This window comes from Type-D symbiont of Plautia stali (genome assembly GCF_001485335.1).
GTDB classification, from domain to species: Bacteria; Pseudomonadota; Gammaproteobacteria; order Enterobacterales; family Enterobacteriaceae; genus Pantoea; species Pantoea vagans_C.
Genome location: NZ_BBOC01000075.1, coordinates 1 through 25,829, shown reverse-complemented (window position 1 = coordinate 25,829; position 25,829 = coordinate 1). Strand labels below are relative to the sequence as shown.

The window sequence follows — 25,829 nt, the reverse complement described above, 5'->3', positions numbered from 1 at the left end:
CGAAGTTTTCGATGGAGCAGACGATGATGCAGTTGTCGTTTTTATCACGCACCACTTCCATCTCGTACTCTTTCCAGCCAATCAGCGACTCATCAATCAGCAGCTCATTGGTCGGCGACAGGTCAAGGCCGCGCTCACAAATCTCTTCAAACTCTTCACGGTTATAAGCGATACCGCCGCCGGTGCCGCCCATAGTAAAGGAAGGACGGATGATGCAAGGGAAGCCAACATCTTCAGCCACGGCCAGCGCTTCTTCCATGGTATGTGCGATACCTGAACGCGCGGTGTCCAAACCGATGCTCTTCATCGCAACGTCGAAACGGCGACGGTCTTCGGCTTTATCAATGGCGTCTGCGGTGGCACCAATCATGGTGACACCGAACTCTTCCAGTACACCCTGACGCTCCAGCTCCAGCGCGCAGTTCAGCGCGGTCTGACCGCCCATAGTTGGCAGCACTGCATCCGGGCGCTCTTTTTCGATGATTTTGCGCACCACTTCCCAGTGAATTGGCTCGATGTAGGTCGCATCGGCCATTTCCGGGTCGGTCATGATGGTAGCCGGGTTGGAGTTGACCAGAATGACGCGGTAACCCTCTTCACGCAGCGCTTTACAGGCCTGCGCACCGGAGTAGTCGAATTCACATGCCTGGCCGATAACGATCGGGCCAGCGCCAAGGATCAGGATGGATTTTATGTCTGTACGTTTTGGCATCGTGGGCTCCTGATTACTTCGCGTTAGAACGGTAAGCTTCGATCAGTTCGATAAAGTGATCGAACAGCGGCGCCGCATCGTGCGGGCCTGGGCTCGCTTCGGGGTGTCCCTGGAAGCTAAAGGCCGGTTTATCGGTGCGATGAATACCTTGCACAGTCTGGTCGAACAGCGACACATGCGTAACACGCAGATTCGCCGGCAACTGGCTGTCATCAACGGCAAAACCATGGTTCTGCGCGGTAATCATCACCGTGTTGTTATCCAGGTCTTTCACCGGATGGTTGCCGCCGTGATGACCAAGCTTCATCTTAATGGTCTTAGCACCGCTGGCCAGCGCCAACAGCTGATGGCCGAGGCAAATACCGAACACGGGAATATCGGTTTTCAGGAACGCCTGAATGGCGTTGATGGCGTAATCGCACGGTTCCGGGTCACCCGGGCCGTTTGACAAGAAGATGCCATCGGGATTGAGTGCCAGCACCTCTTCAGCGCTGGTTTTCGCTGGGACAACCGTCAGGCGGCAGCCGCGATCCACCAGCATGCGCAGGATGTTGCGCTTCGCACCAAAGTCATAAGCAACAACATGGAATGGCAGCTCTGCGGCAGTTTTCTGCTCTGGCAGATCACCTTCCAGCGTCCAGCTACCCTGTTGCCACGCGTAGGTTTCCGCGGTGGTCACTTCTTTTGCCAGATCCATGCCTTTCAAACCCGGGAACGCCTGCGCCTTTTGTAGCGCCAGTGCGGCGTCTGGGTTATCCCCTGCAATGATGCAGCCACTCTGTGCGCCCTTCTCACGCAGCAAACGGGTCAGTTTGCGCGTATCAATATCGGCGATGCCCACAATGTTATTGCGCTGCAAGTAAGCTGACAGGCTCTCTTCACTACGGAAGTTGCTGGTGATCAGCGGCAGGTCGCGAATGACAAGGCCTTGAGCATGGATTTGGCTGGATTCTTCATCGGCGGCGTTAACGCCAACATTGCCGATATGGGGATAAGTAAGGGTAACGATTTGGCGGGAATAGGAAGGATCAGTGAGGATTTCTTGATAACCAGTCATTGACGTATTGAAAACGACTTCCCCCACTGCCGACCCCGTTGCCCCGATGGCCCGACCGTGGAATTGGGTTCCGTCTTCCAGAACCAAGAGCGCTGACTTAATCAAAACATCCTCCAGGGAATAAACAGTCACAATATTTGCATATTAATTCAAAATACATGCCCGAATCAATGCAAAATCCGCCTGACTGCTCGAATTTTGGCAAATTGCGCGCATTCTAATGATCGACCTGCAGCTTGTCTACCCTGAGTGGTTATTTTTTTGTATTTTTAGCGCACTTGAATGTTAAAAACTGAGAAAGGCGATAAAAGAGTAAGGAAACTGGGAAAAATAAACGGTTGCTGAGCGGAAATAATCGGAAAATCGTGCTACACCGCATAAATTTTTGACCAAATGGTCAAAATTGGCATCACTTTGAATAAAAATAGATCGCAAACTCATTAAAACAATGACCTCATCCAATTAAGAAGCCCAAACCATCATTTTAAAGACAAAATAAAGGGCAATGAAAACATTGCCCTATTCAATCAACATCTTACCGATTGAAATAACCACATCACGATGGTTCACAACACTCACAACATCGATAAATCCAGCACATCACGCATATCATAAAGGCCAGATTTCTTAGTCTTTAGCCAACTTGCCGCTTTAACCGCGCCATTTGCGAAGGTCATACGGCTGGAGGCCTTGTGGGTAATCTCTACGCGCTCACCAATATCGGCAAACATAGCAGTGTGTTCACCTACGATATCGCCAGCGCGCACCGTGGCAAAACCAATGGTTTGCGCTTTACGCTCACCGGTATGGCCTTCCCGCGCGTAGACCGCGTGTTCGTCCAGTTTCCAGTTCATCGCATCGGCAATCGCTTCACCCATTGCCAAGGCTGTACCTGATGGTGCATCAACTTTATGACGATGGTGCGCTTCAACGATTTCAATATCGGCATAGTCGCCCATCACCTTCGCCGCCTGCTGTAACAGGTTCAGCACCAGGTTGACGCCCACGCTGAAGTTGGCGGCGAACACGATGCCAATCTCTTCCGCCGCAGCGCGAATCGCCTCTTTTCCTGCTTCATCAAACCCAGTGGTGCCAATCACCATCGCCTTTTTGTGCTCACGGCAGAACGCCAGATACTCCAGCGTGCCTTCCGGGCGGGTAAAGTCGATCAGCACATCGAAATCATCTACCACTTTCAGCAAATCGTCGGTCAGGGTCACACCGATTTTACCGATGCCCGCCAACTCTCCAGCATCAGTCCCCAGCAGTGAAGAACTGCTACGGGCCAAAGCGGCGCCTAAGGTTACGCCTTCCGCCTGCTGCGCGGCCTGAATCAAATTGCGTCCCATGCGGCCCGGCGCACCAACGATAGCAATGCGGATATCACTCATATTTATTCATTCCTGATACAAATCTATGCATGCAAAGCGTAAACAGGTTAACGGTCAGATAACAGTCACGCCACAATAAAAAAGGGATAATAAGAATTTTACGCCAGCCGCCAAACATTATCAGTAATTGCAATCCCACCTGCTGGAAGTGGTCTTTGGCATGGCGACAGACAAAGAAAAGGCCGAACAATGTCGGCCTGATTGTGAAACAGCGGTTGTCATCGCTTACTGCACGTTGCGCACTTCGACGCGCAGCTCTTTCGGTACTTCAAACACGATATTCTCTTCACGGCCAATCAACTCGATGGCTGCTTCACCGCCCAGTTCACGCAGGCGTTGAATCACCTGCTGCACCAGAATATCAGGCGCCGAGGCACCGGCTGTCACACCAATGATCTGTTTGTCTTTCACCCACTCTTCCTGGATGTCATCCGCTGAATCAATCAGCTTCGCCAGTTTCCCTGCACGCTGTGCCAACTCAGCCAGGCGATTAGAGTTAGAGGAGTTTTTCGAACCGACCACCAGTACCACTTCAGCATCACGCGCCAATACACGCACCGCTTCCTGACGGTTGGTCGTGGCATAACAGATATCATCTTTGCGCGGCCCGATAATCGCCGGGAAGCGCTGGCGCAGTGCATCGATCACGTCCGAGGTATCGTCAACCGACAGCGTGGTCTGCGTCATAAAGCACAGATTGCCTTCATCTTTGACGCTCAGCTTAAACACATCTTCCGGCGACTCCACCAGATACATGCCACCCTTAAGGTTGTTGTACTGCCCCATGGTGCCTTCCACTTCTGGATGACCGGCATGACCAATCAGAATGGCTTCAACACCTTTACGGCTGGCACGTGCGACTTCCATATGCACTTTGGTCACCAGCGGGCAGGTGGCATCAAACAACATGGTGAGGTTACGTGCTTTGGCTTCAGCACGCACGGCCTGAGAAACCCCGTGCGCTGAGAAGATCAGGATGGCGTTATCGGGCACTTCGCTGATCTCTTCGATAAAGATCGCGCCGCGCTCACGCAGGCTGCTCACCACGTAGCGGTTGTGCACCACTTCATGACGCACGTAGATAGGCGCGCCGTACATCTCCAGCGCGCGCTCCACGATACTGATGGCGCGATCCACGCCAGCACAGAAACCGCGAGGGTTAGCTAACAGGATTTGCATCACTACCCTCCAGTACCGGATCAATCTCCAGCACTTCAATTTCAAACTGAATGCGCTGACCGGCCAGCGGATGGTTGAAATCAACGGTGATTGAGTCACCGGAAACTTCACGGATTACGCCGGGCATTTCACTGCCACCCCGACCGCTGAACAGCATGATGGCCCCGACTTCCGGCTCACCTGCATCCTTGAAATCACGACGCGAAAAGTACTGGATCAGGTCCGGGCTGGTGCCACCAAAGGCATCATCCGGTGCCAGTGTAAAGGTGTGCTTATCACCGACTTTACGCCCAAGCAGTTCCTTTTCTAACGCACCAGACAGGCTGCCATCACCCAGACGGAACAGCGCTGGTTTGCCGTTGGCGCGCGTGGATTCGGCGGTTGAGCCATCTTCCAGCTTCAATGTGAAATGCACCAGCAACGCGCTATCGCGCTGAACGGAGTCCATCATCTGTTGTTACCCTTTCTCTTTGACCTGTTTATCTTTCGGCGTAAGGAAACCTTCCAACACCACCAAGGCAGCACCGATGCAAATTCCGCAGTCGGCGATATTAAAGGTGGCGAAGTGCCAGTCGCCGACATAGAAGTCGATGAAATCGACCACGAAGCCGTGATAAGCACGATCAAACAGGTTTCCCAACGCTCCGCCGATAATCAGCGCATAAGCAATATTGGTTAATTTGTTGCTGGCGCGGTTGCGATACATCATCACCATCAGCGACACGACAATCGCAATCGCGATGCCGGCAAAGAACCAGCGCTGCCAGCCGCCTTTGTCCGCCAGGAAACTGAACGCCGCGCCATAGTTGTGCGCGTAGAACAGATTCAAAAACGGTATCAGCGGCTTGGTCTCGTGCAGCATCATGTTGTTCATGATCCACTGCTTGCTGGCGAAATCGATCACGATCACCACCAGCACCAGCCACAACCAACGCAATCCGGTAGAGCAGAGTTTACTCATCAGGCAAATTTCCGCACTTCACCGTTGCCGGCTACGTTGGTGTAACAACGACCACAGACCGCAGCATGCTCCGGATTCTGGCCAACGTCGGTAGTGTAATGCCAGCAGCGCGGACATTTCTCGCCTTCTGCTTTATGCAGCGCAATTTTCAGACCTTTCAGTACTTCGCTCTGCTGCGCTTCAACACTCGCGGTGGCGTAATCGGCCACGATCGCGCCTGACGTCAGCAGCACAAAGCGCAGTTCATCGCCCAACGCCTGCAACTTGGCCGCCAGCTCAGCGTCTGCGTACAGCGTGACGGTGGCTTCCAGTGCGCCGCCGATGCGCTTGTCGCTACGTGCCTGCTCGATCACTTTGTTGACTTCACCGCGCACTTTCAGCAGGTCATCCCAGTAAGCATCGTTCAGAGCTTCGTTTTCGGCCAGACCAAACAGACCTTGGTACCACTCTTCGGTGAACACGTATTTCGCGCGATCGCCCGGCAGGTAGCCCCAGATCTCATCAGCTGTGAAGGACATGATCGGTGCCATCCAGCGCACCAGCGCTTCAGCGATGTGCCACAGCGCGGTCTGGCAGCTGCGACGCGCCAGGCTGTCACCTTTGGCGGTGTACTGACGATCTTTGATCACATCCAGATAGAACGAGCCCATTTCGATGGAGCAGAAATGCATCAGACGCTGCACCACTTCGTGGAAATCGTAGTTGTCATAAGACTGGACGATATCCTGCTGGGCTGCCAGCGCACGGCCCACGGCCCAACGATCCACGACCACCATCTCTTCTGGCTTCACGCAATCAGTGGCCGGGTTAAAGCCTGCGAGGTTAGCCAACAAGAAGCGCGCGGTGTTACGGATACGACGGTAGCTGTCCGCCGCACGCTTCAGGATTTCATCGGAAACCGCCATTTCACCAGAGTAATCGGTTGAGGCCACCCACAGACGTAGAATGTCCGCGCCGAGTTTGTCCATCACGTCTTGTGGCGCAACGGTGTTACCGATGGATTTCGACATCTTGCGGCCCTGACCATCCACGGTGAAGCCGTGCGTCAGTACCTGACGATAAGGCGCTTTGCCTTTCATCGCCGTGGAAATCATTAGAGAAGACATGAACCAGCCGCGATGCTGATCGGAACCTTCCAGATACATATCCGGCGTATGGCCGCCAAATTCAGGGCGTGCATCCACCACGGAATAGCTGGTTGATCCGGAGTCGAACCACACGTCCAGCGTATCCGGCACTTTGACGTAGTTGTCTGCGTCATCGCCCATCAGATCGCGCGGATCGAGATCCCACCAAGCCTGAATACCATCCTGCTCAACGCACTTGGCCACTTTCTCCATCAGCTCAAGCGTATCTGGGTGCAGCTGCTCGGTCTCTTTGTGTACGAACAGCGCCATTGGCACGCCCCACGTACGCTGACGTGAGATACACCAGTCAGGACGATTCGCCACCATCGCTTCGATACGCGCCTGGCCCCAGTCTGGGATCCACTGCACGCCTTTGATCTCTTTCAGCGACTGCGCACGCAGACCTTTCTGATCCATGCTAATGAACCACTGTGGAGTCGCACGGAAGATGATCGGCGTTTTATGACGCCAGCAGTGTGGATAGCTGTGCAGCAGTTTTTCAACGTGCAGCAGTGCACCTTTCTCTTTTAACAGCTCAACGATCATGTCGTTGGCTTTAAACACATTTACGCCATCCAGCGTTGGATAAGTACCTGGCAGATACGCGCCATCTGGACCCACTGGGTTAGCGGTTTCCAGACCGTATTTCTGACCAATCACATAGTCATCCGGACCGTGGCCAGGTGCGGTATGTACCGCACCGGTACCCGCTTCCAGCGTCACGTGCTCGCCTAAGACCACTTTGGATTGAATCTGCTCAAGGAATGGATGCTGGAACAGCTGCAGCTCAAGCGCGGCACCGTTGCATTCGCCCAGTACCGTCCACTCAGCGATGCCCGCGCGCTTCATCACGCTCTCAACCATCTCTTTAGCGAGGATCAGGCTACGACCTTCGATCTGCAGCAGCTGGTATTCGAACTCTGGATGCAGAGAGATACCGCGGTTAGCTGGCATGGTCCACGGCGTAGTGGTCCAGATCACCAGTGAAACCGGACCTTCTGAGGCTGCAACACCAAACTTGGCACGCACCGCGTCCGCATCGACGGCGTTGAACATCACATCGATAGAAGGAGAGGTTTTGTCGTAATACTCGACTTCAGCTTCAGCCAGCGCTGAGCGGCAATCCATGCACCAGTGCACCGGCTTCGCACCTTTGTGCAGATGGCCGTTGCCGATGATTTTACCCAGCGCACGAATGATGTTGGCTTCAGTTTTGAAGTTCATGGTCAGGTACGGACGATCCCAGTCACCCAGCACGCCCAGACGGATGAAGTCTTTCTTCTGACCTTCAACCTGCTCTGCGGCATAGTTGCGGCAGGCTTCACGGAACTCCGCGGCGCTGACTTTCTCGCCAGGCTTACCGATCATCTGCTCAACTTTGTGCTCAATCGGCAGACCGTGGCAGTCCCAACCTGGCACATACGGCGAGTCATATCCCGCCATGCCTTTCGACTTAACGATAATGTCTTTCAGAATCTTGTTAACGGAGTGACCAATATGAATGCTGCCGTTCGCATAAGGAGGGCCATCATGCAAAATAAAGGTTTTTTTCCCTTTTTTGGCTTCGCGGATGATGCCGTACAGGTTGTCATCATACCAACGTTGCAGCATTCCCGGTTCGCGTTTGGCCAGATCGCCACGCATCGGGAACCCCGTTTCCGGCAAATTCAGGGTAGATTTATAGTCACTCATCAGATTCTCGGTTCCGTATTTCGGTCATTAAGCCGGTGCGTTAAGCCCAAAGAATTGGCGGGCCGTCACCACATCTTTCGCAATTTGTTCTTTCAGCGCGTCCAGCGAAGCGAAACGCTGTTCGTCGCGAATCTTCTGTTTCAGCACCACATCAATGTGATGCCCATAGAGATTCATATGTGTGTCAAGCAGGTGAACTTCAAGCTGCTGACGCAGACCTTTTACCGTCGGACGTGTGCCAATGTTAGCCACGCCGGGAATGGGTTGGTCACCCAGGCCTAAAACTTCAACCGCAAAAACCCCCTTCACCGGCGTTACCGTGCGGCGTAAAGGAATATTCGCGGTGGGAAAACCAATCGTGCGGCCCAGTGCATCACCGTGCACCACGCGGCCTGAAATGCTGAACGGATGGCCCAACAGCGCCTGTGCCTGCGCAAAATCATCCTGCGCCAGCGCCTGTCGTACCGCAGTGCTGCTGATACGTTTGCCGCCATCACAATAAGACTGGGTGCTGATGACTTCGAAGCCATACTCGACACCGGCTTTCTGTAATAACAGGAAATCCCCCTGGCGACCAGCGCCAAAGCGGAAATCATCCCCCACTGCGAGGAACTTCACATCGAGCTTATCCACCAACAGTTCGGCAATAAAACTTTGTGCGGAGTGCGCGGCAAAGCGGCGATCAAAACGGACACAGAGCACGGCATCAACGCCAGCCTGTTCGAGATACTTTAGTTTTTCGCGCAAACGCGTCAGGCGCGCTGGCGCTTTATCACCAGCAAACAACTCAAGCGGTTGCGGCTCAAACAGCATCACCACCACCGGCAGATTGCGTTTACGTCCCTCAGCAATCAATTCCGCCATCAAAGCCTGATGGCCGCGATGGACGCCGTCGAAATTGCCAATGGTCAGGACGCAGCCGCGATGCTGCTCTTTCAGATTATAAATACCGCGGATAAACTTCATGGCTGACTCAAACCGGTGGAAATCGGCGGATTATACCCTTGAATGGCCTTCAGGTTAACCCGTATACGTGCCTTTCCTGTGTATGGTGCGGCTTAAAGCGCACGCAACCCATTGCTCAGGCAGGTAATGAAGATTTTTAGTGCGAAATACTGTATTCAGCGCCGGGTTGCTGGTAGAATCCTGCGCCATCAATTACGTAATCAAGCGCCGTTGCTAAAACGACGCTTATTTGCACAAATCCATTGACAAAAGAAGGCGCAAAAGGCATAGTCCTCGGCCTTTGATTTGTCCATATAGATCACATTTGGGAGTTGGACCTTGGCTAATATCAAATCAGCTAAGAAACGCGCCGTAACATCTGAGAAACGTCGCAAGCATAACGCAAGCAACCGTTCAATGATGCGTACTTTCATCAAGAAAGTATACGCGGCTATCGCAACAGGCGACAAAGCTGCTGCGCAGAACGCATTCAACGAAATGCAACCAATCGTGGACCGTCAGGCTGCTAAAGGTCTGATCCACAAAAACAAAGCTGCACGCCATAAAGCAAACCTGGCTGCTCAGATCACCAAACTGGCTTAATCGCCTGTTAGGTTATCGCTTTGTCGAAAGAACCGGCGCTTAGCCGGTTTTTTTATGCCTGCTATTCCGCATTAAACAAGTCGCTGAAATCCCGATTGCAGATGCGCTGCACCGCCGGATGTTGAATCATACGCTCGGCGAAGATCACGTGATACTCCTCCATAACCGCCTCTAACCGCCCTATCTCACGAATCGAATTGTCGTGATAGTTCTCTGAGCCATATAGCGTCGGTGCGACGAAAATCGCGTTGTTTTGCGCGCCGAAGGCCTTCATTAATGCCGCATCATCAAACTCACCGAGAATCTCAACCTGCAATCCCTGATGGTGAATCCAGTTCAGTAACTTGCGCCCCAACATCGATCGACGCCCCGGAATCAGCAAACGGCGCTGCTCTAAACAAGCGGGAAATGGACTATCCGGCAAAGGCGCATTACACCAGAAACTAATCGGGCACTCCCCGAGCTTAACCGAAAACAGCCCTTCCTGTTGTGTCGAGTCTATGGGGCAATCTGAGACGATCATGTCCAGCTTGTGCTGGCTCAACTGCTCCAGCAACATCTCGTGCGTTGACTCAAAACAGCGCAGATGAATGCTCTCATCCGAGACCACAGCCGCTTCCAACACCTTGCTCACTAATTGCTTGGACAACGCATCCGCCACGCCCACATCAAACAGCACGTGAGACTCTTTGCGGTAGTTAACGATATCCAGCATCTCCTGGCTGAGCATGAACATACGGTCAGCATAGCGAAACACTAACTGTCCCAGCTCGTTGGGCACTAATCCACGCCCTTGCCGTCTGAACAGCACGCCGCCTAGCTGCAACTCAAGTGCTTTAATTTGCCCAGTGACCGTTTGTGGTGTCAGGCACAGCACATCGGCGGCACGCACCACCGAGCCGGTTTTACACACCTGCCAGAAATAATAGAGATGATTAAAGTTGAGCTGATTCATCATAAAAAAGGAGGCTTTCGCCTCCTTCCCTGTTAGCGCAGTTTGATGCGCAGCAGTGTGTAGCCAATTACTGCCGACAACAGCGAACCGCTGAGGATACCGAGTTTTGAGAAGGTCACCAGTTGCTCATGAGCGGCATCAAAGGCCAGCGAGCTGATAAATATCGACATGGTGAAACCAATGCCACAGAGCACACCTATTGCCATGATATCGCGGATTCTGGTGCCGTTCGGCAACACCGCCAGCCGCCACTTCACCGCCAGCAAGCAGAACAGCGTGATACCCAGCGGTTTACCGATCAGCAGGCCGAGGATAATACCCAGCGGTTCCGGTGACAGCACATCACCGAAAGTAATGCCACTTAACGAGATGCCGGCGTTGGCAAAGGCGAACAGCGGCAGGATCAACCAGTTCACCCACGGCATCAATCCGTGTGCCAGATGCTCCGCAGGCGAATGCCCTTCTTTCTCTTCCAGCGGCACAAAGAAGCCGACAATCACGCCCGCCAGCGTGGCATGGACACCCGATTTCAGCACCGCCGTCCACAGCACGATACCCACCAGCATATACACCGCGATGTTACGCACGCCGCAGCGATTCAGGATCGCTAACAGCACAATTGCGCCGGCCGCCACGCTGAGCGACAGCACAGAAAGATCGCTGGTATAGAACAACGCGATAATCACGATAGCGCCGAGATCGTCAATAATCGCCAGGGCCATCAAGAAGACTTTCAGTGCAGTGGGTACACGGCTGCCAAGCAGTGCCAGCACGCCCAACGCAAAGGCAATATCGGTGGCCGTTGGGATGGCCCAGCCATTACGCGCGATTTCATCCGCGTGATTGAAACCGAAGAAAATCAGTCCCGGGACCACCATACCACCAAGCGCGGCAATAACCGGGAAAATGGCGCGGTCACGGCTGGCTAATTCGCCAATCATCAACTCACGCTTCACCTCAAGACCAATTAACAGGAAGAACAATGCCATGAGCGCATCGTTGATCCACAGCAGCAGGTTTTTACTGATGTCCAGTGCGCCAAAGCGGATTTGCACCGGCTCAGCGAGGAACGACTGATAACCTTGCGCGGTTTCTGCGCTGTTGGCGAGAATCATTGCTGCTACAGCAGCCAGAATTAATACAATGCCGTTACTGGCATCGCTGGCAATAAAGCTTTTCAATAAGCTCCGAATACTACGGGGTTTGTTCACAACTCCTCCTGAGCAGGACAATTTTGACGGCTAGTGTAGCGGCGTATATACCTCGTTAAAAGCAGCTTATGTCTCGTTTATGGATCGGAAAAATCGATCTATTGTTTAGCAGGCATAAAAAAAGCGGAGAGTCTTCTCTCCGCTTCATTGTGAACCACTAAACCGATTAACGGGTCAGATCGTCAAAGAACTTTTTCACACCGTCAAAGAAGCTCTTGGAGCGCGGGCTGTTTTTCTCACCCGTTGGGCCACCAAAACTCTCTTCCAGTTCACGCAACAGCGCTTTCTGTTTGTCGTTGAGGCTAACCGGAGTTTCCACCACCACACGACACAGCAAGTCACCGACTGCACCGCCACGCACCGATTTCACGCCTTTACCGCGCATGCGGAACAGTTTGCCGGTTTGAGTTTCCGACGGCACTTTCAGCTTCACACGGCCATCCAGGGTCGGCACTTCAATCTCGCCACCCAGCGCGGCCATGGCAAAGTTGATCGGCACTTCGCAGTACAGGTTGTTATCTTCACGCTCGAAGATCGGGTGTTTCTTCACTGAAACCTGAACGTAGAGATCGCCTGCTGGTGCACCGTGCTCACCGGCTTCACCTTCACCGCTCAGACGGATACGGTCACCGGTGTCAACGCCCGCCGGAATTTTCACCGACAAGGTTTTCTGACGCTCCACGCGACCATGGCCATGACAGGCGTTGCAAGGATCTTTGATCACGGAACCCCGACCGTGACAGGTCGGACACGCCTGCTGCACGGTAAAGAAACCCTGGCGCATCTGCACCTGGCCCGCACCATGACAGGTCGAACAGGTCTGTGGCTGCGTACCCGCTTTGGCACCGCTGCCGTGGCAAACGTCGCACTCTTCCAGGGTTGGAATGCGGATCTCTTTGGTCACGCCGCGTACCGCTTCTTCCAGCGACAGCTCCATGTTGTAGCGTAAATCGGCACCACGGGCAGCACGCTGACGGCGTCCACCACCAAAAATATCGCCAAATACGTCGCCAAAGATATCGCTAAAATCAGCACCGCCGCCGCCGAAGCCACCGCCACCAAATCCACCGCCGCCCATGCCACCTTGTTCAAAGGCTGCATGACCATACTGGTCATAGGCCGCACGCTTTTGCGCATCGGTCAGGATTTCGTAGGCTTCTTTGATCTCTTTAAACTTCGCTTCGGCTTCTTTATTGTCCGGATTGCGATCCGGATGGTATTTCATCGCCAGGCGCTTATAGGCCTTTTTGATTTCACGCTCATCTGCGGATTTAGAGACGCCTAAGATCTCGTATAAATCACTCTTAGCCATATTTGTTCTGCCCTTAACATGATCGCACGGGCGTGGAGAGATCTCCTACGCCCGTGCTGGTTTCAACGACTGTCAGGCCAGCCGTTGTGCCCGGTCAGGGGCAATTATTTTTTGTCTTTAACTTCTTCGAATTCAGCATCGACAACATCGTCATCTTTCTTCGCTGAAGCGTCGCCCGCATCTGCTGCGCCCGCCTGGCCTTGCTGCTGTGCCAGTTCCATCAGTTTGCTTGAAACTTCCATCAGAGCCTGCATTTTGGCTTCGATGTCTGCTTTGTCTTCGCCTTTCAGCGCGGTGTTCAACTCGGTCAGCGCAGACTCGATCGGTGCTTTGTCTTCAGCAGACAGTTTGTCACCGGCTTCATCCAACTGCTTACGGGTGCTGTGAGCAATCTGGTCACCCTGGTTACGGGTCTGTACCAGCTCTTCGAACTTACGGTCAGACTCAGCGTTAGCTTCCGCGTCACGCACCATTTTTTCGATCTCTTCTTCGTTCAGACCTGAAGAAGCTTTGATGGTGATCTTCTGCTCTTTACCGCTGTTTTTGTCTTTCGCGGACACATGCAGGATACCATCGGCATCGATATCGAAGGTGACTTCGATCTGCGGCATACCGCGCGGTGCAGCCTGAATACCGTCGAGGTTGAACTGGCCCAGTGATTTGTTATCACCAGAACGCTTACGCTCACCCTGCAGCACGTGAATGGTCACGGCAGACTGGTTATCTTCAGCGGTTGAGAACACCTGGCTGTGCTTGGTTGGGATAGTGGTGTTCTTGCTGATCAGCGCCGTCATCACGCCGCCCATGGTTTCGATACCCAGTGACAGTGGGGTAACGTCCAGCAACAGAACATCTTTCACTTCACCCGCCAATACACCCCCCTGAACCGCAGCACCAACAGCCACCGCTTCATCTGGGTTCACGTCTTTACGTGGCTCTTTACCAAAGAATTCGGTCACTTTGGCTTGAACCATTGGCATACGAGTCTGACCACCGACGAGGATCACGTCGTTGATGTCAGAAACAGACAGACCTGCATCCTGCAGCGCAACTTTCAGTGGCTCGATAGAACGGGTCACCAGATCTTCAACCAGTGATTCCAGTTTCGCACGGGTCACTTTGATGTTCAGGTGCTTAGGACCGGTCGCGTCTGCAGTGATGTACGGCAGGTTGACGTCGGTCTGCTGTGCAGAAGACAGTTCAATTTTCGCTTTCTCAGCGGCTTCTTTCAGACGCTGCATCGCCAGTGGATCGTTGTGCAGATCGATACCCTGGTCTTTCTTGAATTCTGCCACCAGGTAGTTGATCAGACGGCTGTCGAAGTCTTCACCACCGAGGTGAGTATCACCGTTGGTTGCCAGTACTTCGAAGGTCTTTTCGCCATCTACTTCATCGATTTCGATGATAGAGATATCGAAAGTACCACCGCCCAGGTCGTATACCGCGATAGTGCGGTTGCCTTGGCCTTTATCCAGACCGTAAGCCAGTGCCGCTGCGGTTGGTTCGTTGATAATACGTTTTACGTCCAGACCCGCGATACGGCCGGCATCTTTGGTTGCCTGACGCTGTGCATCGTTGAAGTAAGCTGGAACAGTGATAACCGCTTCGGTTACCGCTTCACCGAGGAAATCTTCCGCGGTTTTCTTCATTTTTTTCAGCACTTCTGCAGAAATCTGCGGTGGTGCCATTTTCTGGCCTTTCACGTCCAGCCATGCGTCACCGTTATCAGAACCGATGATTTTGTACGGCATGATTTTGATATCACGCTGTACTTCTTCGTCCTGGAAACGACGGCCAATCAGGCGTTTGATTGCGAACAGGGTGTTCTGCGGGTTAGTCACCGCCTGACGTTTAGCCGGCTGACCAACCAGAGTTTCGCCATCCTGTGTATATGCAATGATTGACGGTGTGGTGCGATCGCCTTCGGCGTTTTCAAGCACACGTGCTTTACCACCATCCATAACCGCAACACATGAGTTGGTTGTACCCAAGTCAATACCAATAATCTTACCCATCTAAACGTCTCCCACTTAAATTCTTGTCAATTAGCGTTGTTAGCAGAGATGCGGCCAAACTGGCTTTTTTCAACTGCTGTGTCAGGCATTTTTTTGCTGCCTGACATCACTCGATGACAACTAAATGGGGCCGCTTCAGAGCGCATCAAGGGTTAAACTAAAAAAATTTTCAATCTCTGACAAATTAGCGGCGAAGGAGGGGGTTTTGCGGGTTTGCGCGGCCCCAGTTGGCACCGCGCAACGTAAATTATGAAGAGTGCAGTGAAACATCCAGGCGAGCATTTGCCTGGCGGCTGTCACGCCATAACCAGATGCCGACCAGCAAGCCAATCAGCGCCAGTGCAAGCACGTACCAGGCGGGGGCCATCGGCGTCAGCTGCATCATTAGCGTCACACTGATGGGCGTCAGCCCGCCAAAAATCGCGTAGGCCACGTTATAGGAGAAGGAGATGCCGGTGAAACGCACCGCCGCCGGGAAGGCTTTCACCATCACAAAGGGCACCACGCCCACCACGCCAACGCTTAATCCTGCCAGGCCATACCAGGTGAACAGCATCTCGGGTGAACCGCCGAGTTGGTGGAAGAAGTTCCAGCTGAAGAATGCCAACAGCAGCGAACCGGCAATCAGCGTTCGCGCCGCACCGAAGCGATCCACCAGCCAACCGGCCATCACACAGCCTAACAGCAGCATAATGGTGGCGAAGCTGTTGGCCTGTAAGCTGAGTGCCGCCGGAATGCCATGCTGCTTCTGCATCAGCGTCGGTGCCATCAGAATCACCACCACAATGCAGGCTGAAAGCAGCCAGGTCACTAACATTGAAACCACAATACTGCGTTTATGGCTGGAAAGAACCGTTTGTAGCGGTAGCTTTTCGGATAGCGTTTTTCGCTGCTGCATCTGCTGGAAAACCGGCGTTTCATGCAGCCAGCGACGCAGATACATCGCCAGTAGACCGAACAGACCACCGAGGAAGAACGGGATGCGCCAGCCGTGATCGCGAATCGCTGCGGGCGAGAGCGTGGTATTCAATACCGTAGCCACCAGCGAGCCAAGCAAAATACCTGCCGTTAACCCCGCCGTCAGCGTGCCGCAGGCAAAGCCGATGCGCTTTTCTGGCACATGCTCTGCCACAAACACCCATGCGCCAGGCACTTCACCACCGATGGCTGCGCCTTGCAGCACGCGCATCAGTAGCATCAGCAAAGGAGCCGCAATACCGATGCTGTCATAAGTTGGCAATGCGCCCATCGCCAGGGTTGGCAGCGCCATCAGCAGAATACTCAGGCTGAACATCTTCTTACGCCCGACTTTGTCACCAAAGTGGGCCATGATAATGCCACCCAGCGGACGCGCCAGATAACCGGCGGCGAAGATGGCAAACGTCTGCACCTGACGCAGCCATTCCGGGATGTCCGCCGGAAAGAACAGCTCGCCAATCACTGCAGCAAAGAAAACGAAAATGATGAAATCGTAGAATTCCAGCGCCCCGCCAAGGGCGGCCAGCGACAGGGTTTTGTAATCCTGTCCGTTCAGTCGACGTGTGGTGTGTGCGTCCATAATAGTACGGTATCCAGAGGCAAAGTTACTTTATACCCTTCGTACTTCAAACCGCAGGTGCGTTGGCTGCCTTCATTCACCCCAGTCACATACTGGTGTATGCTCCCGGGGATTCGTTCAGTTGCCGCCTTCCTGCAATTCGAAGTACTTAGGGTATAGTTGTAAAGCTGGAGTTACTATACCGTCAATATTTTGCCACACCAGTTCCGCTAGATTTTATACCTGAAAAGCGTGATCTTCAGACGTTTGTCTCACGACGTGCGCTTTTAGGGCGAAATGCTGCTACCACTTGCGGATCGGTTTCCACATAAGGCCCTTCCAGTAACTGTAAACAATAAGGTACAGCCGCGAAAATGCCCGGCACTTTCACCGTGCCCTCTTCTGTTTTTAACCCTTCCAGCGTCTCTTTAATGGATTTTGGTTGGCCCGGCAGGTTAAGGATCAAAGACTGTTTGCGGATCACCCCCACCTGGCGTGAAAGAATGGCGGTGGGCACAAACTGCAGGCTGATTTGGCGCATCTGCTCGCCGAAGCCCGGCATTTCACGGTCGGCAACCGCCAAAGTGGCATCAGGGGTCACATCTCGGCGCGCCGGTCCGGTTCCGCCGGTGGTCAGCACCAGATTGCAGAACAGCTCATCGACCAGTTCACAGATTGCCTGCTCAATCATTGGCTGCTCATCTGGCACCAGGCGAGTTTCAATTTCAAACGGGGTGGTCAACGCGGCAGCAAGCCAGCTTTCCAGTGCCGGGATGCCCTGATCCTGATAAATGCCGTTAGCAGCACGGTCGGAAACGGAGATTAATCCAATACGTAAAGTATCCATTGAGTTATCGCTGTGGTTGACCGCAAGGCGGCAAATAAAGGGGGATGCAAAGAGGATAATACAAAGCGGAGGCGAGGGAAAAGCGCAAAACCGTGGCGACCGGTGCCGCCACGGCCAATCACCTTACAGCAGTTCGGCGATCATCTTCTCAAGTTTGCCCTGGTCGATGGCAAAGTTGCGGATACCTTCAGCCAGTTTGGTCACGGCCATTGGATCCTGGTTGTGCTGCCAGAAAAACTCAGCTTCGGTCATTTTCGCTGGACGCGCTTTGACTTCACCGGTGTAGCTCAGTTTGCGCTCAACCGCACCTTCGCTCTCTGCCAGCTCTTTCAGCAGGTTCGGTGAGATGGTCAGACGGTCACAACCGGCCAGCTCAATGATCTCGCCGACGTTACGGAAGCTGGCACCCATTACCACAGTTTCATAACCGTGCTGCTTGTAGTAGCTGTAAATTTCAGAAACAGACACTACGCCTGGATCTTCGTGCGCAGCGTACTCTTTCTTGTCGGTGTTCTGCTTGTACCAGTCGAGGATACGGCCCACGAATGGTGAGATCAGGAACACACCCGCTTCTGCACATGCACGCGCCTGCGCGAAGGAGAACAGCAGGGTCAGGTTACAGTTGATGCCTTCTTTTTCCAGCTGCTCAGCAGCACGGATGCCCTGCCAGGTTGAAGCCAGTTTGATCAGGATACGGTCGTTGCTGATGCCCGCATCGTTGTACAGTTTGATCAGGCTACGCGCCTTCGCGATGCTCGCTTCGGTGTCGTAAGAGAGACGTGCGTCAACTTCAGTAGAAATACGGCCTGGGATCAGTTTCAGAATTTCCAGACCAATGTTAACGGCCAGCTTGTCAGAAACCAGTGCCAGCTGCTCTTCTTTGTTGCTGCTCTGCTGACGTGCCCAGGTAATGGCTTCGTCAATCAGTTTGCGGTATTCAGGGATTTGAGCGGCGTTGAGGATCAAAGAAGGGTTGGTGGTCGCATCTTGCGGCTGATAAAGCTTCATCGCCGCGATATCACCGGTGTCGGCGACCACAGTAGTCAGCTGACGCAAGGAAGTAAGTTTGTCCGTCATGGTTCTCTTTCTCTTAGGTTGACTGTCAGGGTGTAAAAGGCTGTTGGGATAATATCACGCACAAATCAGTGCGCAACATCACGAAGTGCCTCATTACGATAGCGCCGACAAATGGGAGTGATTTGCCGATCCGTGCAGCTTTTTTGCTACACTCGTCGCAACTTAATTCCCACCAATCCCCTGTAAACAGGCGGGTCAACAAGGACAAACACGATGCTGATGGTTATCTCGCCAGCGAAGACACTGGATTTTGAAAGCCCGCTGGCGACACAGCGCTTTACGCAGTCAACCCTGTTAGAAAAATCACAACAGCTGATCGATGTTGCGCGCGATCTCTCACCCGCGCAGATCAGTTCGCTGATGGGCATCAGCGACAAACTGGCGCATCTGAATGCCGATCGCTTTAACCAGTGGCAGCCGCCCTTCACGCTCGACAATGCACGTCAGGCGATTCTGGCGTTTAAAGGTGATGTCTACACCGGTTTGCAGGCAGAGACGTTCAGTGAGGCAGATTTTGATTTCGCTCAGCAGCACCTGCGCATCCTGTCTGGTTTATACGGCGTGCTGCGCCCGCTGGATTTGATGCAGCCTTACCGTCTGGAGATGGGCATCAAGTTGGCCAACCCGGCAGCGAAAGATCTCTACGGTTTCTGGGGCGATTTACTGACGCAGAAGCTCAATGACGCGATGGCGGAGCAAGGCGATGAAGTGCTGATCAATCTGGCGTCTGATGAATACTTCAAAGCGGTGAAGCCGAAGCAGCTTAACGGTGAGTTGATCAAGCCGGTGTTCCTCGATGAGAAGAACGGCAAGTTTAAGGTGATCAGTTTCTACGCCAAGAAAGCGCGTGGCCTGATGAGCCGCTACGTGATTCAGAACCGCCTGAGCAAGCCCGAGCAGCTGAAAGAGTTTGATGTGGATGGGTATTTCTTTGCGGCGGATGAGAGCAAGGGTAACGAGTTGGTGTTTAAGCGCCGCGAATCTTAGCACTGTAGGGTGCGCATTCATGCGCACCTGGTAATCAGGTCGCCATAAATGGCGACCCTACAAAAGTGCAATGCCACACAATTTATTGAATTATTTCAGCAAAAACTTACGCAGTTCTGCGAAATCCGCTTTCAGGTAGTGTGACAGCAGTGGCAGTTCAGCGCGCTCTGCCAGCTCTTTTGGCAGCGGCAGTTCCTGACCCAGAATCTCGTCCACGCTCTCTTTGAACTTGGCCGGATGCGCAGTGCCGAGGAACAGACCGAATTCACCTTCCTGCAGGTTGTCGCGCAGCATACGATAGGCAATCGCCGCGTGCGGTTCAGAGATATAGCCAATCTCCGCCAGCTCGCGCATGGTGGATTTGGTGGTCTCATCAGATACCGCGCCAGACACCAGATCGGTCAGACGCCAGGTTTTACGGCGGAACAACTCTTCCACGCGCGGCCAGTTGTTTGGCTGGCTGACATCCATCGCATTCGACAAGGTTGCTACGGTCGCATTCGGCTGCCATTCACCGTTACCCAGGAAGCGCGGCACGGTATCGTTGGCGTTGGTGGCCGCGATAAAGCGCTTGATCGGCAAACCGAGTGATTTCGCCAGCAGGCCAGCCGTCAGGTCACCAAAGTTACCGCTTGGCACCGAAACCACCAGCTGATTGCGCTGCTCTTGTGGCAACTGCGCCACGGCTTCAAAGTAGTAGCAGATCTGCGCTAACAGACGGCTGATGTTGATGGAGTTCGCCGAGTTCAGGCCAATCGCCTTCTTCAGCTCTTCATCATCAAACGCCTGCTTCACCAGCGCCTGGCAGGCATCGAAATCGCCTTCCACCGCGATGGTTTCAATGTTGCCACCCAGCGTACAGAACAGTTTCTCCTGCAGCGGGCTGATTTTGCCCTGCGGATACAGGATCACCACGCGCACGTTTTCCATGCCGTAGAACGCATGGGCCACCGCTGCGCCGGTATCACCGGAGGTCGCGGTCAGAATCGTGATCTGCTCATCGGCACCGGACACATAAGAGAGCATCTGCGCCATGAAACGGCCGCCGAAATCTTTGAATGCCAGCGTTGGGCCATGGAACAGTTCAAGGCAAGCCACATCGTCACTGACTTTCGCCACCGGTGCCGGGAAGGCAAAGGCGTTTTTCACGCGCTCCGCCAACTGGTGTGCGGCAATCTCATCTCCAATGTATGCAGAGAGAATTTTGCTGCTGCGGCTGACGAAATCCATCTCCAGCATCGCATCGATGTCGGTCAGTTCGAATTCCGGCAGTTCGAGCGGGAAAAACAGGCCTTGCTGCGAGCCGAGGCCCTGCTTAACGGCCTGAGCAAAGCTCACCTGCTCGTTGTGATCCTTAAGGTTGTAGAGTTTCATGCGTTATCCCAAGTTACGTGCGCCAGCCGTATCAAGACGGCAGATATGGACGAAGCCTTCATCATTTTGCAGATAGTGCTGGCTCAGCCAGTCTGCCATCCGCTGTGCCGTTGCCATCTCGTTGCAAACAGCGAAAAGTGTCGGGCCTGAGCCCGAAATACCACATGCCAGCGCGCCAATATCGGCTGCGGCTTGACGCGCCTCGGCGAAGCCCGGCAGCAGTTTGGTGCGGTAAGGTTCGGCAATCACATCCTGCATCAGTTTAGCCGCCAGCAGCGGCTGACGGGTATGGCAGGCGTGAATAAAGCCGGCTAACAGGCGACCATGCTTGATGGCATCGTCTTTGCGATATTGCGCAGGCAGAATCGCACGCGCTTCGGCGGTAGAGACTTTGATGCCCGGATACGCCATCACCCACAGCCAGTCGTCAAAGCACGGTACGTCCTGACTGATGATGCCGTTCTCTTCAATCATCAACTGCACGCCGCCGAGGAAGCAAGGCGCGACGTTGTCGTAATGCACGCTACCCGAAATACGCCCTTCCAGCTCGCCCATCAGCGCCAGCAGTTCGGTATCATTCAGCGGCTTGCCGCAGAATTCGTTCATTGCCATCAAACCGGCCACCACGGAACAGGCGCTGGAACCCAGACCTGAACCGATCGGCATGTTCTTTTCCAGCGTCATCGCTACCGGCACTTGTTTGCTAATCGCCTGGCAGAAGCGCTCCCAGCACTGATACACGATGTTCTCATGCGGATTGGTCGGCAGCTTGCTGACAAAGCGCCCGGTGTTGACCAGGCTAAAGCTGTCTGCCGCTTCCACGGATACACAGTCACCCAACAGGGTGCCATCCACCGGCGAAACCGCCGCGCCCAGCACATCAAAGCCGACGCTGACGTTACCTATCGAGGCCGGTGCATAAATTTTTACCATCATCAAACTCCCAACTTCCACGACAGTGTACGCAGCAAGTCGGCAAATACGCCGGCCGCTGTGACATCATTCCCCGCGCCATATCCACGCAGAACCAGCGGGATTGGCTGATAATAGCGGCTGTAAAACGCCAGCGCGTTCTCGCCGTTCTTCACTTTGTACAGTGGATCGTTACCGTCCACCGCATCGATTTTCACTTTGCAGACGCCACCTTCTTCAATCGCGCCGACGAAGCGTAACACTTTACCTTCATCACGCGCTTTGGCAACGCGGGCGGCAAAAGCATCATCCAGTTCCGGCAGGCGAGCCATAAATTGCTCAACGTCGGCGATGTCAGTCAGTTCGGCGGGCAGCAGCGGTTCGATCTCAATATCGCTCAGCTCTAACTGATGACCGGCTTCACGGGCCAGAATCAGCAGTTTACGCGCCACATCGGTGCCGGAAAGGTCGTCACGCGGATCCGGCTCAGTAAAGCCCATCTCACGCGCCATCTTGGTGGCTTCTGACAGCGAAACCCCCTCGTCCAGCTTACCGAAGATAAAGGAGAGCGAACCGGAGAGGATACCGGAGAATTTGATCAGCTCGTCTCCAGCGCTCATCAGATTTTGCAGGTTTTCGATCACCGGCAGACCGGCACCAACGTTGGTGTCATACAGGAACTTGCGGCGAGACTTGGCGGCCGCCGCTCGCATCTGCTGATAGTAATTCCAGGATGAAGTGTTGGCCTTTTTATTTGGCGTGACCACGTGGAAACCTTCAGCCAGGAAGTCAGCATACTGATCGGCCACAGCCTGGCTTGAAGTACAGTCCACAATCACCGGGTTAAGCAGGTGATACTCCTTCACCAGACGAATCAAGCGACCGAGATTAAACGGCTCTTTGGCTTCGCTCAGCGCAGATTTCCAGTTGCTGAGATCGATGCCGTGAACGTTAGTCAGCAAGGCACGTGAATTGGCGATACCGCATACGCGCAAATCAATGTGCTTCTCTTTCAGCCACGCCTGCTGACGGTGTAGCTGCTCCAGCAACGCGGCACCGACACCGCCCACGCCCACCACGAACACTTCGATCACCTGATCGGTGGCAAACAGCATCTGATGCACCACGCGCACGCCGGTAGTGACTTCATCGTTACTCACCACCACCGAAATGGAACGCTCGGAAGAGCCCTGTGCAATCGCCACGATATTGATGTTGGCACGGGCCAGCGCTGAGAAGAATTTCGCGGAGATACCGCGCAGAGTGCGCATGCCATCACCGACCACCGAGATCACCGCCAACTGCTCCAGCACATCCAGCGGATCCAGCAGGCCATCTTTCAGTTCGAGGTAGAACTCCTCTTCCAGCACGCGACGCGCACGCGCCTGCTCGCTCTGCGGCACGCAGAAGCTGATGCTGTATTCAGAAGAGGATTGGGTGATCAGTACGACAGAGATACCGGTGCGTGACATCGCGGCAAACACGCGCGCCGCCATGCCGACCATGCCTTTCATGCCCGGGCCAGAGACGTTAAACATCGCCATGTTGTTAAGGTTGGTGATGCCTTTCACCGGATTCTCATCCAGTTCGCCTTCGCCACCGATTAGGGTGCCGGGCGCTTGCGGATTGGCGGTATTTTTAATCAGGCAAGGGATCTGGAACTGAGCAATCGGGGCGATGGTACGTGGATGCAACACTTTCGCGCCGAAGTAGGAAAGCTCCATCGCTTCCTGATAGGACATCGACTTCAGCAGGCGAGCATCCGGCACCTGACGCGGGTCGCAGGTGTAAACACCGTCTACGTCAGTCCAGATTTCGCAGCAGTCGGCGCGTAAGCACGCTGCCAGCACCGCCGCCGAGTAGTCGGAGCCATTACGGCCCAGCACCACCAGTTCGCCCTTCTCGTTACCGGCAGTGAAACCGGCCATCAGAATCATGTGATCGGCAGGGATTTGGCTTGCGGCGATACGGCGGGTGGATTCGGCGATATCAACAGTGGATTCGAGGTAGTGACCCACCGCCAGCAGTTTCTCAACCGCATCGATCACCGTCACTTTGTGGCCACGTGCCTGCAGCAGCGCTTCCATAATGGCGATAGATAGCTTTTCACCGCGGCAGATGATGGCAGCATTCACGGCATCCGGGCATTGACCGAGCAGGCTGATACCGTGCAGCACCTGTTTCAGCTGCGCGAATTCCAACTCGATACGGGTTTTCAGTCCATCGAAGTCAAAACCCGGCTGGGCTTCTGTCAGGCCTTGCAGCAGTTCGGCAAAAATACGTTCGGCATCGCTGATATTCGGCAGCGCGTCCTGGCCACTGATGGTTTTCTCAATCATCGCCACCAGATGATTGGTGATTTTCGCTGGCGCAGAGAGCACGGTGGCAACCTGTCCCTGTTGCGCGTTGCTTTCCAGAATATCTGCCACGCGAAGAAAACGTTCCGCATTGGCTACTGAGGTTCCGCCGAATTTCAGCACTCGCATGATTGAAGCTCTCCTGAATTTTTTGCCGAAAAAAAAGCCCGCACTGTTTAGGTGCGGGCTTTTTTCTTTGTTTTTCCTGTATGCGTCAGCCCGCACCGTTACCTGTGGTAATGGTGGTGGTAATAATAATTGTGGTGTTCAGGCTGTGATTACGCATTGAGATTTTTTCTGTCTGTCTTTGTCTTGTCCGTCTGCCTTCCAGAAGTAAAGCAAAGCGCACGTTAAGTCAACGAATTTGTCTTAGCCGCGATTTTACGGCTGCTGCGCAGAGTTCGGTTTCTGCGCGCAAATCATATTGGGATCGTTCAACAGATAGCCTGGTTTCCCGATCTGTCACTAAGAACCCGCATATTCACCGATTATTTATCTATAAGTTTTTTTCTACATCATGCAGCAACCGATGCAGCATGGCGCTATCACGCTGTTCCAGTAAGCCGATACGTTGATCGATCCAGTCCGCCATTTTCGCATCGTCACTCACCTCCAGCTTCACCAGCAGTTGATGGAAGCGTTCACGTAAAGCCTGCAACTGATGTTCATTTGCCGCTTCATTGCGTTCAACCGCAACCTGATTGAGCGCCGATAACTGATAGCAGTAAACCATCACCGCCTGGCCGAGATTGAGCGAGGGATAATCATTGGCCATCGGAATACCGGTCAGCAGATCGACCTGCTCCAGCTCCTCATTGGTTAACCCGCTGTCTTCACGACCAAACACCAGTGCGATACGACTCAGCCATTGGCGCTTCTCCTGCAGGATGGTTTCTACCTGGGTTGGCGTCGCGTAGTAGCGGAACTTCGCGCGGCTGCGTGCAGTGGTGGCGACAGAGAAATCCACGTCTGCCAACGCTTCACTCAAGGTGCCGTAGGTTTTAACGTTATCAAGGATCTCACCGGCACCGTGCGCCACACGGCGCGCGGCGGGATCTTGCCAGGCATCGCTGGCCACAATGCGCAATTCGCTAAAGCCCATGGTTTTCATGGCGCGGGCTGCCGCGCCGATATTCTCTGGACGGGCGGGTGAGACAAGGATCAGGGGGAAATGCATGATTTTTCCATCGAACTGTTAACAACTCGCCCTATGTTGGCATGCAGTGGCAAAAATACCAACCACACGGGTGAGAGAAAATAAGATGTTAAGGATGTTAAAAGAGGATAAAATCCATGGGGAGAAGAATACGTGGCATATAAGCGAAATTTCTACGTTTTATTAATATAAAATCATTGTTTTTCATATTATTGAAATATTATTTCCTGCAGGTTTTAGTTTTAATGTTATGCAGCCAAAATGTAGCAAAAATGCTGCTTTTTGTGAGCTAAGCTTGCATTCCTGGAGAAGTTTTTCATAAAAGTGTTAACGTGCTACACTTGCATTTGATATAAGTCAACGAAGCGTTGTTTTTATGCTTATCGGTTGTTGTTGGTGCTGTTAGGTTGCTGTTAATACGG

Annotated in this window: 22 protein-coding genes and 1 other annotated feature; of the genes, 2 read left to right on the top strand and 20 right to left on the bottom strand. The window is 53.6% G+C overall.

Annotated elements, in window-relative coordinates:
- From PSSD_RS20045 to ribF, 8 genes are all read right to left on the bottom strand, one after another.
- A partial coding sequence (locus PSSD_RS20045) for a carbamoyl phosphate synthase preATP-grasp domain-containing protein (protein ID WP_500812365.1) occupies window positions 1-712 on the bottom strand: 712 nt, incomplete at its 3' end.
- A 13-nt stretch (window positions 713-725) separates the two neighbouring features.
- Window positions 726-1,874: a glutamine-hydrolyzing carbamoyl-phosphate synthase small subunit gene (gene carA / locus PSSD_RS20040; protein ID WP_039329402.1), complete on the bottom strand. Its 1,149-nt coding sequence runs from the start codon at window positions 1,872-1,874 to the stop codon at window positions 726-728.
- Between the two features lie 470 nt (window positions 1,875-2,344).
- The gene (gene dapB / locus PSSD_RS20035) at window positions 2,345-3,160 is read right to left on the bottom strand and encodes a 4-hydroxy-tetrahydrodipicolinate reductase (protein WP_058973451.1); all 816 of its coding nucleotides are present in this window, start codon (window positions 3,158-3,160) and stop codon (window positions 2,345-2,347) included.
- A gap of 225 nt (window positions 3,161-3,385) precedes the next feature.
- Window positions 3,386-4,339, bottom strand: coding sequence for a 4-hydroxy-3-methylbut-2-enyl diphosphate reductase (gene ispH / locus PSSD_RS20030; RefSeq protein ID WP_058973450.1), 954 nt, complete (start codon window positions 4,337-4,339; stop codon window positions 3,386-3,388).
- Window positions 4,320-4,790, bottom strand: coding sequence for an FKBP-type peptidyl-prolyl cis-trans isomerase (gene fkpB / locus PSSD_RS20025; protein ID WP_039329409.1), 471 nt, complete (start codon window positions 4,788-4,790; stop codon window positions 4,320-4,322). The genes ispH and fkpB overlap by 20 nt, the downstream gene beginning before the upstream one ends.
- A gap of 6 nt (window positions 4,791-4,796) precedes the next feature.
- A complete protein-coding gene (lspA, locus tag PSSD_RS20020) occupies window positions 4,797-5,300 on the bottom strand; it encodes a signal peptidase II (RefSeq protein WP_058973449.1) in 504 nt (167 codons plus the stop codon).
- Complete coding sequence (ileS, locus tag PSSD_RS20015; RefSeq protein WP_058973448.1) at window positions 5,300-8,119, bottom strand: isoleucine--tRNA ligase; 2,820 nt, start codon at window positions 8,117-8,119, stop codon at window positions 5,300-5,302. The genes lspA and ileS overlap by 1 nt, the downstream gene beginning before the upstream one ends.
- A gap of 27 nt (window positions 8,120-8,146) precedes the next feature.
- Window positions 8,147-9,085 carry a bifunctional riboflavin kinase/FAD synthetase gene (gene ribF, locus PSSD_RS20010; protein ID WP_039329415.1) on the bottom strand — a complete coding sequence of 313 codons (939 nt, stop codon included), beginning with the start codon at window positions 9,083-9,085 and terminating at the stop codon, window positions 8,147-8,149.
- Window positions 9,086-9,403: 318 nt separating this feature from the next.
- Here ribF and rpsT point away from each other — a divergent pair, with 318 nt between their 5' ends.
- Window positions 9,404-9,667: a 30S ribosomal protein S20 gene (gene rpsT / locus PSSD_RS20005; RefSeq protein ID WP_034826107.1), complete on the top strand. Its 264-nt coding sequence runs from the start codon at window positions 9,404-9,406 to the stop codon at window positions 9,665-9,667.
- 61 nt (window positions 9,668-9,728) lie between these two features.
- Here rpsT and nhaR read toward each other — a convergent pair whose 3' ends face one another.
- From nhaR to tal, 7 genes are all read right to left on the bottom strand, one after another.
- Window positions 9,729-10,622, bottom strand: a complete 894-nt coding sequence (nhaR, locus tag PSSD_RS20000; protein ID WP_058973453.1) for a transcriptional activator NhaR — start codon at window positions 10,620-10,622, stop codon at window positions 9,729-9,731.
- A gap of 32 nt (window positions 10,623-10,654) precedes the next feature.
- On the bottom strand, window positions 10,655-11,833 hold the full coding sequence (gene nhaA, locus PSSD_RS19995) for a Na+/H+ antiporter NhaA (RefSeq protein ID WP_058973447.1): 1,179 nt from the start codon (window positions 11,831-11,833) through the stop codon (window positions 10,655-10,657).
- Between the two features lie 166 nt (window positions 11,834-11,999).
- Complete coding sequence (dnaJ, locus tag PSSD_RS19990; protein ID WP_039329421.1) at window positions 12,000-13,145, bottom strand: molecular chaperone DnaJ; 1,146 nt, start codon at window positions 13,143-13,145, stop codon at window positions 12,000-12,002.
- A 104-nt stretch (window positions 13,146-13,249) separates the two neighbouring features.
- The gene (gene dnaK, locus PSSD_RS19985) at window positions 13,250-15,160 is read right to left on the bottom strand and encodes a molecular chaperone DnaK (protein ID WP_039329423.1); all 1,911 of its coding nucleotides are present in this window, start codon (window positions 15,158-15,160) and stop codon (window positions 13,250-13,252) included.
- 247 nt (window positions 15,161-15,407) lie between these two features.
- Window positions 15,408-16,718, bottom strand: coding sequence for an MFS transporter (locus PSSD_RS19980; RefSeq protein ID WP_058973446.1), 1,311 nt, complete (start codon window positions 16,716-16,718; stop codon window positions 15,408-15,410).
- A 238-nt stretch (window positions 16,719-16,956) separates the two neighbouring features.
- Window positions 16,957-17,544, bottom strand: a complete 588-nt coding sequence (mog, locus tag PSSD_RS19975; protein WP_058973445.1) for a molybdopterin adenylyltransferase — start codon at window positions 17,542-17,544, stop codon at window positions 16,957-16,959.
- Between the two features lie 123 nt (window positions 17,545-17,667).
- A complete protein-coding gene (gene tal, locus PSSD_RS19970) occupies window positions 17,668-18,621 on the bottom strand; it encodes a transaldolase (RefSeq protein WP_039329426.1) in 954 nt (317 codons plus the stop codon).
- Window positions 18,622-18,834: 213 nt separating this feature from the next.
- On the opposite strand from tal, the gene yaaA reads away from it, so the two are divergent.
- On the top strand, window positions 18,835-19,608 hold the full coding sequence (gene yaaA / locus PSSD_RS19965) for a peroxide stress protein YaaA (RefSeq protein WP_058973444.1): 774 nt from the start codon (window positions 18,835-18,837) through the stop codon (window positions 19,606-19,608).
- A gap of 90 nt (window positions 19,609-19,698) precedes the next feature.
- Here yaaA and thrC read toward each other — a convergent pair whose 3' ends face one another.
- From thrC to PSSD_RS19945, 5 genes are all read right to left on the bottom strand, one after another.
- A complete protein-coding gene (thrC, locus tag PSSD_RS19960; RefSeq protein ID WP_058973443.1) occupies window positions 19,699-20,982 on the bottom strand; it encodes a threonine synthase in 1,284 nt (427 codons plus the stop codon).
- A gap of 3 nt (window positions 20,983-20,985) precedes the next feature.
- On the bottom strand, window positions 20,986-21,915 hold the full coding sequence (gene thrB, locus PSSD_RS19955) for a homoserine kinase (RefSeq protein WP_058973452.1): 930 nt from the start codon (window positions 21,913-21,915) through the stop codon (window positions 20,986-20,988).
- Window positions 21,916-21,917: 2 nt separating this feature from the next.
- Entirely contained in the window at window positions 21,918-24,380 is a 2,463-nt protein-coding gene (gene thrA, locus PSSD_RS19950; protein ID WP_058973442.1) for a bifunctional aspartate kinase/homoserine dehydrogenase I, read from the bottom strand.
- Between the two features lie 27 nt (window positions 24,381-24,407).
- Window positions 24,408-24,530, bottom strand: a sequence feature (Thr leader region).
- On the bottom strand, window positions 24,466-24,537 hold the full coding sequence (thrL, locus tag PSSD_RS27980) for a thr operon leader peptide (protein ID WP_128601299.1): 72 nt from the start codon (window positions 24,535-24,537) through the stop codon (window positions 24,466-24,468). It overlaps the preceding feature by 65 nt.
- Before the next feature lie 210 nt (window positions 24,538-24,747).
- Window positions 24,748-25,428 carry a tRNA/rRNA methyltransferase gene (locus PSSD_RS19945; protein WP_058973441.1) on the bottom strand — a complete coding sequence of 227 codons (681 nt, stop codon included), beginning with the start codon at window positions 25,426-25,428 and terminating at the stop codon, window positions 24,748-24,750.
- Between the last annotated feature and the right edge of the window lie 401 nt (window positions 25,429-25,829).

Bases quoted from the DNA above. Each gene is read 5' to 3' on its own strand.
- dnaK (WP_039329423.1), bottom strand. From the start codon at position 15,160: ATGGGTAAGATTATTGGTATTGACTTGGGTACAACCAACTCATGTGTT.
- PSSD_RS19980 (WP_058973446.1), bottom strand. From the start codon at position 16,718: ATGGACGCACACACCACACGTCGACTGAACGGACAGGATTACAAAACC.
- nhaR (WP_058973453.1), bottom strand. From the start codon at position 10,622: ATGAATCAGCTCAACTTTAATCATCTCTATTATTTCTGGCAGGTGTGT.
- thrA (WP_058973442.1), bottom strand. From the start codon at position 24,380: ATGCGAGTGCTGAAATTCGGCGGAACCTCAGTAGCCAATGCGGAACGT.
- dnaJ (WP_039329421.1), bottom strand. From the start codon at position 13,145: ATGGCTAAGAGTGATTTATACGAGATCTTAGGCGTCTCTAAATCCGCA.
- lspA (WP_058973449.1), bottom strand. From the start codon at position 5,300: ATGAGTAAACTCTGCTCTACCGGATTGCGTTGGTTGTGGCTGGTGCTG.
- yaaA (WP_058973444.1), top strand. From the start codon at position 18,835: ATGCTGATGGTTATCTCGCCAGCGAAGACACTGGATTTTGAAAGCCCG.
- thrC (WP_058973443.1), bottom strand. From the start codon at position 20,982: ATGAAACTCTACAACCTTAAGGATCACAACGAGCAGGTGAGCTTTGCT.
- thrB (WP_058973452.1), bottom strand. From the start codon at position 21,915: ATGGTAAAAATTTATGCACCGGCCTCGATAGGTAACGTCAGCGTCGGC.
- ispH (WP_058973450.1), bottom strand. From the start codon at position 4,339: ATGCAAATCCTGTTAGCTAACCCTCGCGGTTTCTGTGCTGGCGTGGAT.
- fkpB (WP_039329409.1), bottom strand. From the start codon at position 4,790: ATGATGGACTCCGTTCAGCGCGATAGCGCGTTGCTGGTGCATTTCACA.
- tal (WP_039329426.1), bottom strand. From the start codon at position 18,621: ATGACGGACAAACTTACTTCCTTGCGTCAGCTGACTACTGTGGTCGCC.
- ribF (WP_039329415.1), bottom strand. From the start codon at position 9,085: ATGAAGTTTATCCGCGGTATTTATAATCTGAAAGAGCAGCATCGCGGC.
- ileS (WP_058973448.1), bottom strand. From the start codon at position 8,119: ATGAGTGACTATAAATCTACCCTGAATTTGCCGGAAACGGGGTTCCCG.
- mog (WP_058973445.1), bottom strand. From the start codon at position 17,544: ATGGATACTTTACGTATTGGATTAATCTCCGTTTCCGACCGTGCTGCT.
- PSSD_RS19945 (WP_058973441.1), bottom strand. From the start codon at position 25,428: ATGCATTTCCCCCTGATCCTTGTCTCACCCGCCCGTCCAGAGAATATC.
- dapB (WP_058973451.1), bottom strand. From the start codon at position 3,160: ATGAGTGATATCCGCATTGCTATCGTTGGTGCGCCGGGCCGCATGGGA.